This window comes from Corynebacterium sp. FDAARGOS 1242 (assembly GCF_016889985.1).
GTDB classification, from domain to species: domain Bacteria; phylum Actinomycetota; class Actinomycetes; order Mycobacteriales; family Mycobacteriaceae; genus Corynebacterium; species Corynebacterium minutissimum_B.
Window position 1 is genome coordinate 286,064 of sequence record NZ_CP069568.1, and the last position, 14,467, is coordinate 300,530.

Consider the following 14,467-nt stretch of genomic DNA (forward strand, 5'->3'; position numbering starts at 1 on the left):
CAGTGGCGCGTGATCGTGAGCTGGGCTTTTGTTGAGCTCGGCGCGCAGATGGTTCCTGTACTTTGGTTCCTTTACTCGTGCGGTGCCGGGGGCAAGGGAGCTCGCGCGGAGTCGGAAAAGAGACCCGGGCGAATACTGTGCGGGTAGAGCGGGGAACCGAGGGGCGGCGATGGCGCCGCCTGGGGGGGTGTTCCTATATAGTTTGTCAACCTCGCGGGTGGATTAGCCGGGGTTGATTTTTCAGCCGGGGTTGTTTGGCCGTGTTGTTTTCTGGCATGGCTGTTAGCCGACTGGGGTTTCCCAGTCGGCTGTTTGGTTCTTGGGGTTTAGGCTGCTTTGACTTCCTGTGATTGGTCGGGATCGCGGTAGTACTCGTGGTTGCTCATCATGGCGTATAGGACGTTGAGCCGTCTGCGGGCTAGTGCTACGACTGCAGCGTTGTGTCTCTTGCCTTCACGGCGCTTTCGTTCATAGAATTGCCGTGAACGCTCGTGGAATCTGATGGATGCAAAAGATGATTGCCATAGGGCGTTCTTTAATTTTTTATTGCCAGCTCTGTTCAGTGAGTTCGACATGATTGAGGTTCCGGACTGATTCGTTCGGGGTGATAAGCCAGCGTAAGAGGCTAGGTGCGCAGCTGTCGGGAAGTCGGACATGTCGCCCGCGGTCATGAGAATTTGGGCAGCCGTCTTCGGCCCGATTCCTGGCATGGATAGCAGGATTTGAGTGTGGGGGATGTCGTTGATGAGCTCGATGACTTCCTGCTCGATTTGTTTGCGGTGCTCGAGCTTTAAAAGCGCGTCCTTCGCCGACATTGCTACGCCCATTTCGGCATATTGTGCACCAGCAATGGCGACTGTTTGCTCAGAGATGGCAGCGAATATGGCATCGATGACGGGCTCGGGATTGCGTGCCTTATAGCGTCGAGCGAAGGCAGCTGCTTTGGCTTTTCCGAGGCGCTTTATCTTGGTCGGCCCGCCGTAGCGTGCAAGTAGGTGCAGAACCCATTTGCGGTGGATCACCTGGCCGCGAAGGGCTTGCTCGAATTGCGGGTAGCAGCCAACTAGTGCACTTCGAATCTGATTGATGAGCCTGGTGTAGGAGCGCGCTAAGTCTTCGTCGATGCCGTTGAGGACTTTCAACTGGAGAAAGGCTTCTTCGACGCGGTCGACACTGCGGAGGGATTCCGGAAGGTTCTTTGCAGCGTGGGCGATGATATATGCATCCCGGATATCAGTTTTGGCATTACCAGCGTGGATACGTGAGAGTTGACGCATAGCCAAACCTGGAAGGTAGCGCACATCGATTCCGATATCTTGGGCAACCGCGACAGTTAGTCGCCCAATGTTATTGGGCTGGTCCACGACGACAAGGACCTTGTGGTCGTTTGCGCTAAACGTTGAAAAGAGTGTGCGCAGGGATTTTTCGTTTTGGTTGATACGCTTTGATAGCACTTGGGCGCCGTCGATATCTAAGACGCAAGCGTGGTGAAAGTATTTGCCAACGTCCATGCCGATGACATAGTCGTAGGTCATGCCAGACCTCCTAGCGAATTGAACGAGTATGAGACTTATTTCATCGCTGGTGGTCGGACATACTTCACGCTGGCATCCACATTACTTGAGACCTCACACATCCTGTGTGGGTCAGGTTCCTATTAGCAGTCTGGAGTATGTCACTGCCTTCGGCGGCATCACCCCCCGGATCATTTTCAGACAGGGACGAAAACAAGCCATACCGAAGCCAGCGACTAGTTCCGCTGCCACAAGGCAGAAGGAACGCAGATAAACATAGCCTGCCCCAGCATGGGGCTAGGAGTACGAATCCTGGGCTCCTTCAAGCGGAACTGCTAACAACGTAATGGGAGAGCTACCCGTAGAGGCTCGTGGATGCGCCGCCCTCGTCCTCAGTGGAGTACACATCCAAGGGCGCTGACTCGGCCTCAAGTTCGGTCTCGTTCTGGGTGAGGTAAGACTCAAAACCGATGTCGGGGATATTCGCCGTAAGGAAGGCCAGCACGGCATCGACGGCCATGCGGTGTAGACCCTCCGTGTTGTTGTGGGTATGCATGTCGATGTCGAGCAGATTGCTCATCATCGCGTGATTCGTCACGCGGTACATCGTCAGAGCCGAAATCAGCGTGAAAATGTCATTGGCGGAAATACCCGGGCGGAAAGCGCCGGAATCTTGGCCCAGCATGAGGAGTCTGTCGAGGTGGAGGGAGATCTGGGAGACGTCGATAATCGCCTGCGAGGACTCCAGCACACTGTGGGAGGATTCCATCGTCATCATTTTGATGGCCTCCGGGTGCTCCACGTGCTGTCGGAACATCCAGTCAACGAGGGTGCGCACGCCTTCCACAGGCACGGCCGAGTCAACGGCGAGGCTGCCCTCCGGCGGGTTCAGGCGCTTGGCGGCGGTGGCCAAGGCCTGCTGGTACAGACCTTTCTTGTCCCCGAAGTGGTAGTGAATCATGCGCTTGGACATGCCAGAAAGCTTCGACACAGTGTCGAGCTTGGTCTCGGCGTAGCCATGGTCAGAGAACTCCGCGATCGCAACATCGATCACGTGCTCAACAGAGCCGACGTTGACCGATGTGACCTCAGTGTTCATGAATGTTCCGTCCTTGTACGCGTTGAATTGGTGGCTGGTTATGCCCGCTTCTTACTACTATGCCGAAAAACTGTCTAGACGGAGTTCAAGTACACCAATCTTGGGTATTTCGGGGGTGAAATTGCACCCCATGGGGGAAAGAAACGGGACTAGGCTGGGAAGGCGAGTACCGAGTCGAAAGGATGTCACACATGACCGCATCTCAACCCGTCAAGATCACTGTGACCGGCGCTGCCGGCAACATCGCCTACTCGCTGCTGTGGCGCATCGCTGCCGGTGATGTCTATGGCAAGGACACCCCAGTGGAGCTGGCTCTGCTGGAGATTCCGCAGGCCATTGGCGCCGCTGAAGGCGTGGCCATGGAGCTCAATGACTCCGCTTTCCCGCTTCTGCGCGGCATCACCGTCACCGATGACCCGAACGTGGCCTTCAAGGACACCAAGGCAGCGTTCCTTGTGGGTTCCCGTCCGCGCACGAAAGGCATGGAGCGTGCCGATCTGCTCGAGGCCAACGGTGCCATCTTTACCGAGCAGGGCAAGGCGCTTAACGCCGTCGCCGCGCGCGACGTCCGTGTTCTCGTCGTGGGCAACCCGGCCAACACCAACGCCTACATTGCGTCCCAGAGCGCCCCGGATTTGGACCCGAGCCAGTTCACCGCTCTCATGCGCCTCGACCATAACCGCACCCAGAGCCAGGTGTCCCTCAATACCGGCATGCCCACCGCAGAGCTGACCAAGGTGGCCGTGTGGGGTAACCACTCCGCGTCCCAGTTCCCAGACCTGACTTTCTCCAACGCTGAGGTGGATGAGGACTGGTACAAGGAGGAGATGATTCCGAAGGTGGCCAAGCGCGGAGCGGAAATTATCGCTGTGCGTGGTAAGTCCTCGGCAGCATCGGCGGCGTCTGCCGCGGTGGACCACATGCACGATTGGATCCACGGCACGGAGGATTGGCGTACCGCGGCCGTCGTCTCGGATGGCTCCTATGGCGTGGATGAGGGGCTCGTGGCGGGATTCCCCACCGTGGCCCGCGATGGCAAGTGGGAAATCGTTCAGGGCCTCGAGCTCAACGATTTCCAGAAGGAGCGCATCGAGGCCTCCGTACAGGAGTTGCGTGAGGAGCGCGAGGCTGTCGCTCACCTGCTCAAGGACTAGGCCTCAAGCACGAGATTATCGATAAGCCGCACCGGCCCCACCTGCGCTGCCACCAGCGCTAGGGCGGGCCGGTGTTGTGCGTCAACGGGCTCGAGCGTCGCGGGGTCCACCACGGTGAGGTAATCCACCGTGATGCCGGGGGAGGAGGCGAGCTGGGCTTGGGCGTCGTCGAGCGAGGCGCCGGCGTCTAGTGCGAAGAGTGCTCGGGATAAGGCCACGGCCTGCTCGCGCTCGGCAGGGCTCAAGCGAGCGTTGCGGCTGGACTCGGCTACACCATTTGCTGCGCGGACGATGGGCGCGCTGATGATGTCCACTGGCAGGTCGAGGTCACTCACCATGCGGCGCAGGATGGCCACCTGCTGGGCATCCTTTTGACCGAAATAAGCACGGTCGGGGCCCACGAGGTTAAAGAGCTTGGTGACCACCGTGGCCACGCCATCGAAGTGGCCGGGGCGCGAAGCACCTTCCAAGACCGAGCCCATCTCGCCCGTGCGAACCCACACCTGGGGAGTGCCGCCGGGGTACATCTCTTCCACACTGGGAGCGAAGACGGCATCGACTCCGAGCGAATCCAGCAGCCCGGCATCGGCGTCAAGGTCGCGCGGGTAGGCGCGGAAATCTTCGCAGTCGCCTAAATCAGTGAACTGCAGCGGGTTCACAAAGACCGAACAAATGACGTGGTCGTTCTCCTCGCGGGCGCGGCGCACGAGGGAACCGTGGCCGTCGTGAAGCGCGCCCATCGTGGGCACGAAACCGACAGATCCGCTAAGAGATGCGCGGAAATCCCGCAGCTCAGCTTTGGTACGAAGAATCTTCATGGATCAAACCCTAGTCCTCGAAGGATTCCTCGGCGTTGGGGAAGGAGCGTTCTTTCACATCGGCCACGTACTCCTTCGCGCCGCTGAGCAGCGCGCCGCGCAGATCCGCATAGCGCCGTACAAAGCGCGGCGCCTTTGGCCCACCTAAACCAAAGGCATCGGTCCACACCAGTATCTGTCCGTCGGTCTGCGCGCCGGCGCCAATACCAATGGTGGGGATGGGCAGTTCCGCGGTTACCTGCTCGGCAAGAGCGGCGGGAACCATTTCGAGAACCACGGCGAAGGCGCCGGCGTTGGCAAGCGCGCGGGCATCCTCGTGCAGCTTCTCCGCACCGGCGCCGCGGCCCTGGACCACGAAGCCGCCCAAGGCATGGACCTGCTGGGGCGTGAAACCGATGTGGGCGCAGACGGGAATTCCGGCGTCGACAAGCGCGGCAACAATCGGGGCCCGCTCGGCGCCGCCCTCCAACTTCACGGCCTGTGCGCCGGTCTCCTTCATGACGCGCACGGCAGACTCCAGCGCCTGGGCAGGGCCGGCCTCATAAGTGCCGAAAGACAGGTCAACCACCACGAAGGCGCGGGACGTGGCTGTGACGACCGCGCGGGCCAGCGGAATGATCTCATCGAGGGTGAGCGAGAGCGTGGTCTCGCGGCCCAAGACCACGTTGGCCAGGGAATCCCCCACGAGCAGCAGATCTATGCCGGCTTCATCAAAAATCCCGGCGGTCATGCAGTCATAACTAGTCATGCAAGCAAAGGCTTGGGAATCCTGCTTAGCGCGGGCAAAATGGCGGGTTCGAAGACGTGAAATGTGCGACATGTCTTTACTCTAGCCAGGGGTCGGGTGCCAGTTGACGCACAGGGTAGAGTTGACCAGGTGACTGATCAGAATAAAGAGCAACTCGTTGGCACCAACCGCGCGGACCAGCTTCCCAAGTCCTGGGAGCCGCAGGCAGTAGAGAAGGACCTCTACGAAGGCTGGGTGAACGCTGGTTACTTCACCCCGGAAGCCTCCTCGGAGGCCGAGCCCTATTCCATCGTGCTGCCGCCGCCGAACGTCACCGGCCAGCTGCACATGGGCCACGCCCTGGACCACACTCTGATCGACTCCATCATTCGCCGCAAGCGCATGCAGGGCTATGCCACCCTGTGGCTGCCGGGTGCTGACCACGCCGGTATCGCTACCCAGACCAAGGTGGAGGCCCGCCTGCGTGAGCAGGAAGGCAAGAAGCGCTGGGACTATGAGCGCGAAGAATTCATCAATAAGGTCTGGGAATGGAAGGAAGAGTTCGGCGGCACCATCCAGAACCAGATGCGTGCCATCGGTGACTCGGTGGACTGGTCCCGCGAGCGCTTCACGTTGGATGAGGGTCTCTCCCGCGCCGTCCAGACCATCTTCAAGACCCTCTACGACGAGCGCATGATTTATCAGGCCAACCGCCTGGTTAACTGGTCCCCGGTGCTGGAGACTGCCGTGTCCGATATTGAGGTCGTGTACAAGGACGTCGAGGGCGAGCTTGTGTCCATTCGCTATGGCTCGCTGAACGACGATGAACCGCACCTCATTGTCGCCACCACCCGTGTCGAGACGATGCTGGGTGACGTCGCCATTGCCGTCCACCCCGACGATGAGCGTTATGCCCACCTGGTGGGCCAGGAGCTGCCGCACCCCTTCCGCGATGATTTGAGCCTGAAGATCATCGCCGATGATTACGTGGACATGGAATTCGGCACCGGTGCGGTGAAGATCACGCCGGCGCACGATCCGAATGACTACGCCATGGGCCAGCGCCACAACCTGGACATGCCCACCATCATGGACACCACCGGCCACATCGCCAACACCGGCACGCAGTTCGACGGCCTGACCCGCGAGGAGGCCCGCGTGGAGATCCGCGAGGCGCTGCGCGAGCAGGGCCGCATTGTCAAGGAGATTCGCCCCTACGTCCACTCCGTGGGCCACTCGGAGCGCTCCGGCGAGCCGATTGAGCCGCGCCTGAGCCTGCAGTGGTTTGTGGCCGTGGAGAAGATGGCGAAGATGTCCGGTGACGCTGTCCGTGAAGGTGATACCACCATCCACCCGAAGGCGCTGGAGCCGCGCTACTTCGAGTGGGTCGATGACATGCACGACTGGTGCATCTCCCGTCAGCTGTGGTGGGGCCACCGCATCCCGATTTGGTACGGGCCAGAGCGCACAAATGCGTCTGGCGAAATTGAACGAGATATCATCTGCCTCGGCCCCGACGAAGAGGCCCCGGAGGGCTACGTTCAGGATCCGGACGTCCTCGACACCTGGTTCTCCTCGGCCCTGTGGCCGTTCTCCACCATGGGCTGGCCGGAGAAGACCGACGATCTGGAGAAGTTCTTCCCCACGAATGTGCTGGTTACCGCCTATGACATCCTCTTCTTCTGGGTGGCACGCATGATGATGTTCGGTACCTTTGCCGGCGCGCACACCCCGGAGCTGCTCGGTGAGGGCAAGGACGGCCGCCCGCAGGTGCCGTTCACGGACATCTACCTCCACGGCCTGGTCCGCGATGAGCAGGGCCGCAAGATGTCGAAGTCCCTGGGCAACGGCATCGACCCGATGGATTGGGTACGCGACTATGGCGCGGATGCCCTGCGCTTCACCCTGGCCCGCGGCGCGAACCCGGGTGTGGACCTGCCGCTGGCAGTTGACGCCGCGGCTGCCGGCCGCAACTTTGCCACCAAGCTCTTTAACGCCACCAAGTTCGCGCTCATGAACGGCGCGGGTGTGGCGGAGCTGCCGGCACGTGACGCGCTGACCGACGCCGACCGCTGGATCCTCGACCGCGCCGAAGAAGTCCGCGTCAAGGTGGACGCCTATCTCGATGATTACCAGTTCGCAAAGGCCAACGAGTTGCTCTACCACTACGTGTGGGATGAGCTGTGTGACTGGTACTTGGAGATTGCCAAGACACAGATCCCGCGCGACTTTGATGCAGCGACCGCTGAGGAGCAGGCAACGGGACGCAGTACCCAAATCGTCCTGGGTCGCGTGCTCGACCTGGTCCTGCGCCTTCTGCATCCGACCATGCCTTTCGTCACTGAAGTCCTGTGGAAGGCACTCACCGGCGGGGAGACCATCGTCACCGCGCAGTGGCCTACCCAGGAGCACACCAACGGTGGCGCGGAGAAGGACGAGGTGGCTGCCCGCCGCATCGAGGATGCCGACAAGCTCATCACCGAGCTGCGTCGCTTCCGCTCCGACCAGGGTGTGAAGCCCTCCCAGAAGGTTCCGGGTCGCCTCGACTTCGCAGCGGCTGACCTGCAGAACCAGGAGGGCCTCATCCGCAACCTGGCCAACACCACTGAGCCGGGCGAGGACTTTACTGCATCCGCCTCCATCGAGGTGCGCCTGTCCCAGGCCACCGTGGAGGTCACCCTGGATACGTCCGGTGCCGTGGACGTGGAAGCCGAGCGCAAGCGCCTGGAGAAGGACTTGGCCAAGGCGCAGAAGGAACTGGATCAGACCGGCAAGAAGCTGGGTAATGAGGCCTTCCTGTCCAAGGCCCCGGAAGCCGTGGTGGAGAAGATCCGCACCCGCCAGCAGGTGGCCCAGGAAGAAGTTGAGCGCATCACCGCACGTCTGGAGGGACTCAAGTAGTGGCGGAGGAGAAAGGCCGCGAGGAGTATGAAATCGTTGATGCCCTCGCGGAGGGCACCGATGGCGGCCCAGTGGAGATTACCGACTCTGGCCTAACACTCAACCTCGGCGGCGAGGAGGACTACGAAGAGGCCGCGCCCGAGCAGGCCACGCCGGAAGAACTCGCCGAGCTGGCCCAGGTCACCGCGGAGCTCAACGAGCGTGCGCCGGAGACCATCATTGAGCCGAGCCTGGAGCGCATTGAGATGCTCATGGATCTGCTGGGCAATCCGGAGCGCTCCTTCCACGTCATCCAGGTGGCCGGCACCAACGGCAAGTCCTCGACCGCGCGCATGATCGATTCGCTGCTGCGCGCCTTCCACCGCCGCGTGGGCCTGGTGACTAGCCCGCACCTGCAGCTGGTCACCGAGCGCATCGGTATCGACGGCCACCCCATTCACCCGCGCGACTTCGTGCGTATTTGGCGCGAAATCAAGCCCTACGTAGAAATGGTGGATTCCCGCTCGGAGATCCCCATGTCCACCTTTGAGGTGCTCGTGGGCATCTCATATGCGGCCTTCGCTGATGCGCCTATCGACGTCGCCGTGGTCGAGGTCGGCCTCGGCGGCACGTGGGATGCCACCAACGTGGTCAACGCCGAAGTTGCCGTGGTTATGCCCGTCGGCATGGACCACACCGACTACCTCGGTGACACCATCACGGAAATCGCCAGCGAGAAGGCCGGAATTATCAAGGCCCGCGAGCACGACGTCGACGACGTGCTCACGCCGGGGGAGAACATCGCCATCATCGCCGAACAAGACCCAGATGCCATGCGGGTTATCCTGCAGCGCACCGTGGACGTCGGCGCCGGCGTGGCTCGCGCCGGTTCGGAGTTCGCCGCGCTGGAATCCCGCATTGCTGTGGGTGGCCAGCAGCTCACCATTCAGGGCCTTGGTGGTCTCTACGAAGACATCTTCCTGCCCCTGCACGGCGAGCACCAAGCCAAGAACGCGGCCGTGGCGTTGGCGGCGGTGGAGGCGTTCTTTGGGGCGTCGTCAGGCAACCCCATCGACATTGCCTCCGTGCGTACCGGTTTTGCCAAGGCCATTTCGCCCGGCCGCTTAGAGCGCGTGCGCACCAGCCCCACAACCTTCTTAGATGCCTGCCACAACCCGCATGGCGCTAAGGCCCTGGCCGCAGCGCTCGACCGTGACTTCGACTTCGCGCGCCTTATCGGCGTGGTGTCCATCTTCACCGACAAGGACGCCACCGGCATCCTTACGGCCTTAGAATCCGTGCTCACGGAAGTCGTCATCACTCAGAACACCTCCCCGCGTGCCCGCGATGCCTATGAGCTGGCCGAACTAGCCCGCGATATCTTCGGTGAGGAACGCGTCTTTGTTGAACCCGACCTGCCCGGCGCCTATGCTCAGGCCGTTGAGCTGGCAGAAGACGCCGACGTCCAGTCCGGCTCCGGCATCATCATTACCGGCTCGGTCGTCACTGCAGGCGATGCCCGCGCCCTCTTTGGAAAGGAGCCCGCATGAGTTCCCGCAAGCCCATCCCCGAGGACGAAATTGGCCCGCTAGGCCTCGGCCAAGCCCCCACGAAGGACCCGCTCAAGCAGTTCGGCGGCATGGTCGTGGCCAGCTCCCTCACCCTGGAGCTGCTCACTCTCGTCCTGGCACTGCCCATGCTCTACAAGCTCTACGATGGCACCCTGTGGACCCCGTTCAACTACGGCGTAGTCATCGGGTTTATGGTCCTCCTGCTGGCCTCCTTTCCTTTCATGAATAAGCCATGGATTGTGGGCGCGCAGATTGTCTTCCACATCATCGGCATTGTGCTGGGCTTTATGATCCACTGGTCTGTCGCGACCATCTTCATCATCTTTGCACTGCTCTGGGCCTTGGCGGCGTATATGCGCTCGGTTATCGTGGCCCGCATGGAACGCGGCTACCTCACCACGCAACACCTCAACGAGAAGTAGGCGCGAGTGTACATTCGGACGGAGCTGCGCGCAGGTGCGGCAGTCATGTCGCTCTTCGACCCGACTAACCCTCTCATCCGCCGTGCGGGCCGAATTGTGCCTGCGCTGTGGCCCGCGCCCTATATCCACGGCGTGCGTACCCGGCGCGTGAAGAACCGGGACATCCACGCCACCATCTACGAACCAGAGAATCCCCGCGCCGCAGTGCTCTGGATTCACGGCGGCGGCTTGCTCATGGGCCATCCCCGCCAGGACGTCAAGCACCTCAAGGAAACCGCCGCGGAGGTGGGCGTGACGGTCGTGGCTCCCCACTACCGCTTTGCCCCGGAACACCCGTACCCGGCAGCGCTTGACGACGTCCACTCGGCCCACCACTGGCTGCTCACCCACGCCGAGGAGTTGGGGGTGAGGCCCGAACACATCGTCATTGGCGGCCAAAGCGCTGGCGGCGGGCTGGCTGCGGCCCTGTGCCAGCGGCTTCATGACGAAGGCGGAATTCAACCGGCAGGGCAGTGGCTGTTTTGCCCGATGCTCGATGACCGGACCGCGTCCGACGAGCGCAACGTCATCTGGGACGCGGACTCCAATGCACGAGCTTGGCGCTTTTACGTTCGCGAGAACCCGGACGCGCCGTATGCTGTACCCGGCCGGCGTGTTGACCTTGCAGGTTTGCCCCCAGCCTGGCTATACGCTGGGCAAAGCGAGCTCTTTTACGCCGAAATCCTGGACTATGCCGAGCGGCTTAAGCTCGCTGGCGTGCCCACGCAGTGCGAGGTCGTCGAAGGTGGTGTCCACGCCTTTGAGCTGTGGGCCCCGCATACTGCTGCGGCAAAGCGCCTGCTTATGAGCTCACGCATGTGGCTGACATCCACGCTCGACGCGCTAGACTAGCGACCATGCGCTACCTTCTCTTCGGCCTCTCCGCACTGCTCTGCCTCGCCGCCCTCCTAGCCAAGCTGTTTGACGGCGGCTATGCGCTGCCGCTCGCGCTGCTTGTTCCTGCGTTCATCTTCCTCGTGGTGGGCATGCTCAAGAGCCACAACGAGCAGCGTCCGGTGGAATTTGAGGATCTCGAAAAGTGGCAGAAAGAAGAGCTGCAGGGCCTTCTTGGAAATGGTCAGTACGGTACCGCTGTGCGCCAAGTGCAGATGTGGTTCCGGGGAACCAGCCATGAGCGTGCCGAGGAAATCGTGCAACGTCTCACTTAATGCCCCTCCGCGCGGACGCGGCCACGGCTTACCTGTACTATGTGCCCTATGACTGAACGTACACTCATTCTCATCAAGCCGGATGGCGTCAAGAACGGCCACGTGGGCGAGATCATCTCCCGCATTGAGCGCAAGGGCCTCAAGCTCGTCGCCATGGATCTGCGCGTCGCCGACGAGGAGACCGCCAAGAAGCACTACGCCGAGCACGAGGACAAGCCGTTCTTCGGTGAGCTCGTCGACTTCATCACCTCCGCACCGCTGGTTGCTGGCATCGTCGAGGGCGAGTCCGCTATCGCCGCATGGCGCCAGCTTGCCGGTGGCACCCACCCGGTAGAGAAGGCCACCCCGGGCACCATCCGCGGTGACTTCGCCCTGACCGTCGGCGAGAACGTCGTCCACGGTTCCGACTCCCCGGAGTCCGCTGAGCGCGAGATCTCCATCTGGTTCCCGAACCTCTAAAGAATTTCACCGCGCCTAGCGCGCAATAAAGCCCGAGCAGTTCACAATGATGAATGAACTGTTCGGGCTTTTGTCATTTCTGCGCTCGAACCCGCCTTGCGTGCTCGAGCGCAGATCAGATCGGGCGCTGGTTAGTCGAATGACAGCAGCGTGCGCAAGGCTGCAAAAGCGTCTTTGTTCACCTGGTGGGTGACGGTGCGGCCGCATTGCTGCCTGGATAGTAGGCCGGCCTCCCGCAGGCGCGCTAAGTGGTGGGAGACCGTGGGCTGGCTCAGCGCAGTGAGCCCGGTGAGCTCCGTGACGCTCATCGGGCCACAGCCTTCCTCGCACAGAATGGACAGGAGACGAAGTCGGGCTGGGTCTGCGAGGACTTTGAATTGTTGCGAAAAATGCATCGCCTCGGCGTCGCTGAGCGGGCCCATGCTTAAGGAGCAGCACTCAGTGCCGCGCGCGCTGGTCTCGGGCGTGGAAGAGGAAGCCATGCGATCAGTATAGGAGCTATCCACACTCCCGCCGTTATATTGACGCCTATCAATATGAACTGTAGATTGAATGTTCGTATCACGTTCTGTTCAAGCTAGAAGGAGGGAAGGCATGGCCGTGTCGCAGCGCCCGAAGTTGTCTTTTCTTGACCGATTTTTACCCGTGTGGATTATTCTGGCGATGGCCGCCGGACTACTCATTGGCCACTTCGTTCCCGGAATTGGCCAAGCCTTGGGCGCCGTTGAAGTGGGCGGGATTTCCATCCCGATCGCCATTGGTCTGCTTGTCATGATGTATCCGCCCTTGGCCAAGGTCCGCTACGAGAAGACCAAGGAAATTGCCACGGATGGCCGTCTCATGGCGGTATCGCTCGTCCTCAACTGGCTGGTGGGACCGGCGTTTATGTTTACCCTGGCGTGGCTCTTCCTGGCAGACCAACCGGAGCTGCGTACCGGCCTCATCATTGTGGGCCTTGCGCGCTGTATCGCCATGGTGCTTGTGTGGTCGGACCTCTCGTGCGCTGACCGCGAAGCAACGGCTGTGCTTGTCGCCCTCAACTCCATCTTCCAGGTCGCTATGTTTGGTGTTCTGGGCTGGTTCTACCTTCGCATCCTCCCCGGCTGGTTGGGACTGGATGTGACAAGTGTTGACTTTTCCTTCTGGGCCATTGTGAAGTCCGTGCTCGTCTTCTTGGGCATCCCGCTCCTGTTGGGTGTGCTGTCTCGCTTTTGGGGTGAAAAGGTAAAGGGCCGCGAATGGTTTGAGAACCGTTTCCTTCCGGCCGTATCGCCCCTAGCCATGATTGGTCTGCTGTACACGATTGTGTTGCTCTTTTCCCTGCAGGGCGAGCACATTGTGGAGCAACCAGCAACGGTAGCGCGCGTGGCGGTGCCGCTGATTATCTACTTCGTGGGCATGTTTGTGCTGTCACTGGGCGTGGCAAAGGCTGTTGGTATGAACTATGCGCAGTCTGCCAGCGTGGCGTTTACTGCAGCAGGAAACAACTTTGAACTTGCTATTGCAGTGTCCATCGGCACCTTCGGAGCGATGTCTGCCCAAGCCCTTGCCGGTACGATTGGTCCCCTTGTTGAGATCCCAGTCCTCGTTGGTTTGGTCTATTTCATGCTGTGGATTGGTCCGAAACTCTTCCCGGAAGATGACACCCTTCCGCGCTAGCGCGTGCGCGAGGCGTCGATGCTGCGCACGCCAGATTCGGTCAGAGTGATGTTAAAGGTCCGCTCACCACTCCACTGGATGAGACCAGGTAGCTTCACCACGCCGGCCGCTTCTAGTTCACGGAGTTCTTCTTCGAGCCCCTCCTCGTAGCCGAGCAGTCGTCCCAGCTCAGAGATGGAAGTGGTATTGCCAGTGACTGCACCGGCGGCGACCAACCCGCTGAGGACTTCCGGGTGTTTCTCCACCGCGGTTATGCTCTCTTGAGTGACGCCTTCGAGGCTTCCTTGTTCGGTGATGGCCTTGATGCGGCGCTTGCCCACTCGGTAGGAGGTGGTACCGAAAGCGCGGCCGCCGATGATGAACGCGGGGATGGAGAGGGCAGTGAGCCCGGCGGCGCTAAGGATGGGGTTGAGTGAGACATCGCCGATAATCCCGGTGGACTTAATTCCCTCAGTGATGAGAGGGGAGAAGAGAGCAAGGACGGGCAGAAAGTAGGCGAGAACGGGGTAATCGCCCGCCCGGTACTCTTCTTGTGCAGCTTGGACGAACTTCGGCTTGCTACGAATGATGCGAAAGGCACCATAGATTATGGCGATCCACAGCACGGCGTACACGGGGACCGCGTAGGGGTCGGGAAGGTCAACAGCGCGAAGGCCGGAGGCGATGCCCGCCGGTACGGCAACGGTGATGATATCCCGCAGTGCAATCTCGTTGCGGGCGCGTGCTTGAGCCACTGTGCGCGGTGCAGATACACGTCGCGCTGGGGTGTTCGGTGTGTCAGCGCTCTCAAGTCCGGACATAGCGGCGATACTAACATGTAGCTTAAACTGAAACCTGTGCCAGAATGGAGGGCACAGATACTCATATAACTGAATACGGAAACAGAGAGTTTTTAAAGTCTCACCACCGTGTGGCGGCAACCTGCGCCCGGGGTGAGCAGACGTCGGGAGATTAGC

The 14,467-nt window shown here is 60.9% G+C and carries 14 protein-coding genes; 8 read left to right on the forward strand and 6 right to left on the reverse strand.

The window, feature by feature from the left end; all coding sequences use genetic code 11:
• Positions 1-326: 326 nt before the first annotated feature.
• Positions 327-1,535, reverse strand: coding sequence for an IS110 family transposase (locus I6J72_RS01390; protein WP_070672735.1), 1,209 nt, complete (start codon positions 1,533-1,535; stop codon positions 327-329).
• A 334-nt stretch (positions 1,536-1,869) separates the two neighbouring features.
• A complete protein-coding gene (locus I6J72_RS01395) occupies positions 1,870-2,613 on the reverse strand; it encodes a TetR/AcrR family transcriptional regulator (RefSeq protein WP_204099645.1) in 744 nt (247 codons plus the stop codon).
• A gap of 191 nt (positions 2,614-2,804) precedes the next feature.
• On the opposite strand from I6J72_RS01395, the gene I6J72_RS01400 reads away from it, so the two are divergent.
• Positions 2,805-3,767: a malate dehydrogenase gene (locus I6J72_RS01400; protein WP_204099646.1), complete on the forward strand. Its 963-nt coding sequence runs from the start codon at positions 2,805-2,807 to the stop codon at positions 3,765-3,767.
• Here the strand turns inward: I6J72_RS01400 and panC are convergent.
• Both panC and panB read right to left on the reverse strand, forming a co-directional pair.
• Entirely contained in the window at positions 3,764-4,585 is an 822-nt protein-coding gene (gene panC, locus I6J72_RS01405) for a pantoate--beta-alanine ligase (RefSeq protein ID WP_204099647.1), read from the reverse strand. The two genes, I6J72_RS01400 and panC, sit on opposite strands and share 4 nt — an antisense overlap.
• Before the next feature lie 10 nt (positions 4,586-4,595).
• Positions 4,596-5,405 (reverse strand): 3-methyl-2-oxobutanoate hydroxymethyltransferase, encoded by an 810-nt coding sequence (gene panB, locus I6J72_RS01410; protein ID WP_204099648.1) that lies wholly within the window; start codon positions 5,403-5,405, stop codon positions 4,596-4,598.
• 57 nt (positions 5,406-5,462) lie between these two features.
• Here panB and I6J72_RS01415 point away from each other — a divergent pair, with 57 nt between their 5' ends.
• The 6 genes from I6J72_RS01415 to ndk are packed head-to-tail and all read left to right on the forward strand — an operon-like array spanning position 5,463 to position 11,852.
• Positions 5,463-8,213 (forward strand): valine--tRNA ligase, encoded by a 2,751-nt coding sequence (locus I6J72_RS01415; RefSeq protein ID WP_204099649.1) that lies wholly within the window; start codon positions 5,463-5,465, stop codon positions 8,211-8,213.
• The gene (locus I6J72_RS01420) at positions 8,213-9,742 is read left to right on the forward strand and encodes a folylpolyglutamate synthase/dihydrofolate synthase family protein (RefSeq protein ID WP_204099650.1); all 1,530 of its coding nucleotides are present in this window, start codon (positions 8,213-8,215) and stop codon (positions 9,740-9,742) included. Before I6J72_RS01415 ends, I6J72_RS01420 begins: the two co-directional genes overlap by 1 nt.
• Complete coding sequence (locus I6J72_RS01425) at positions 9,739-10,185, forward strand: DUF4233 domain-containing protein (RefSeq protein WP_204099651.1); 447 nt, start codon at positions 9,739-9,741, stop codon at positions 10,183-10,185. Before I6J72_RS01420 ends, I6J72_RS01425 begins: the two co-directional genes overlap by 4 nt.
• Before the next feature lie 6 nt (positions 10,186-10,191).
• Positions 10,192-11,076, forward strand: coding sequence for an alpha/beta hydrolase (locus I6J72_RS01430; protein ID WP_239107431.1), 885 nt, complete (start codon positions 10,192-10,194; stop codon positions 11,074-11,076).
• 5 nt (positions 11,077-11,081) lie between these two features.
• A complete protein-coding gene (locus I6J72_RS01435; RefSeq protein ID WP_204099652.1) occupies positions 11,082-11,393 on the forward strand; it encodes a hypothetical protein in 312 nt (103 codons plus the stop codon).
• A 48-nt stretch (positions 11,394-11,441) separates the two neighbouring features.
• Positions 11,442-11,852: a nucleoside-diphosphate kinase gene (gene ndk / locus I6J72_RS01440; RefSeq protein ID WP_039676402.1), complete on the forward strand. Its 411-nt coding sequence runs from the start codon at positions 11,442-11,444 to the stop codon at positions 11,850-11,852.
• A gap of 131 nt (positions 11,853-11,983) precedes the next feature.
• On the opposite strand, the gene I6J72_RS01445 is transcribed toward ndk, so the two are convergent.
• Entirely contained in the window at positions 11,984-12,334 is a 351-nt protein-coding gene (locus I6J72_RS01445) for a metalloregulator ArsR/SmtB family transcription factor (RefSeq protein WP_070669514.1), read from the reverse strand.
• Between the two features lie 112 nt (positions 12,335-12,446).
• Between I6J72_RS01445 and arsB the strand changes: the two genes are divergently transcribed.
• Complete coding sequence (gene arsB / locus I6J72_RS01450; protein ID WP_070669515.1) at positions 12,447-13,511, forward strand: ACR3 family arsenite efflux transporter; 1,065 nt, start codon at positions 12,447-12,449, stop codon at positions 13,509-13,511.
• Here arsB and I6J72_RS01455 read toward each other — a convergent pair.
• Positions 13,508-14,311 carry a hypothetical protein gene (locus I6J72_RS01455; RefSeq protein WP_239107433.1) on the reverse strand — a complete coding sequence of 268 codons (804 nt, stop codon included), beginning with the start codon at positions 14,309-14,311 and terminating at the stop codon, positions 13,508-13,510. The genes arsB and I6J72_RS01455 overlap by 4 nt on opposite strands.
• Positions 14,312-14,467 lie beyond the last annotated feature (156 nt).

Bases quoted from the DNA above. Each gene is read 5' to 3' on its own strand.
- I6J72_RS01435 (WP_204099652.1), top strand. From the start codon at position 11,082: ATGCGCTACCTTCTCTTCGGCCTCTCCGCACTGCTCTGCCTCGCCGCC.
- panC (WP_204099647.1), bottom strand. From the start codon at position 4,585: ATGAAGATTCTTCGTACCAAAGCTGAGCTGCGGGATTTCCGCGCATCT.
- I6J72_RS01425 (WP_204099651.1), top strand. From the start codon at position 9,739: ATGAGTTCCCGCAAGCCCATCCCCGAGGACGAAATTGGCCCGCTAGGC.
- panB (WP_204099648.1), bottom strand. From the start codon at position 5,405: ATGTCGCACATTTCACGTCTTCGAACCCGCCATTTTGCCCGCGCTAAG.
- I6J72_RS01455 (WP_239107433.1), bottom strand. From the start codon at position 14,311: ATGTCCGGACTTGAGAGCGCTGACACACCGAACACCCCAGCGCGACGT.
- I6J72_RS01400 (WP_204099646.1), top strand. From the start codon at position 2,805: ATGACCGCATCTCAACCCGTCAAGATCACTGTGACCGGCGCTGCCGGC.
- I6J72_RS01445 (WP_070669514.1), bottom strand. From the start codon at position 12,334: ATGGCTTCCTCTTCCACGCCCGAGACCAGCGCGCGCGGCACTGAGTGC.
- I6J72_RS01395 (WP_204099645.1), bottom strand. From the start codon at position 2,613: ATGAACACTGAGGTCACATCGGTCAACGTCGGCTCTGTTGAGCACGTG.
- arsB (WP_070669515.1), top strand. From the start codon at position 12,447: ATGGCCGTGTCGCAGCGCCCGAAGTTGTCTTTTCTTGACCGATTTTTA.
- I6J72_RS01390 (WP_070672735.1), bottom strand. From the start codon at position 1,535: ATGACCTACGACTATGTCATCGGCATGGACGTTGGCAAATACTTTCAC.
- ndk (WP_039676402.1), top strand. From the start codon at position 11,442: ATGACTGAACGTACACTCATTCTCATCAAGCCGGATGGCGTCAAGAAC.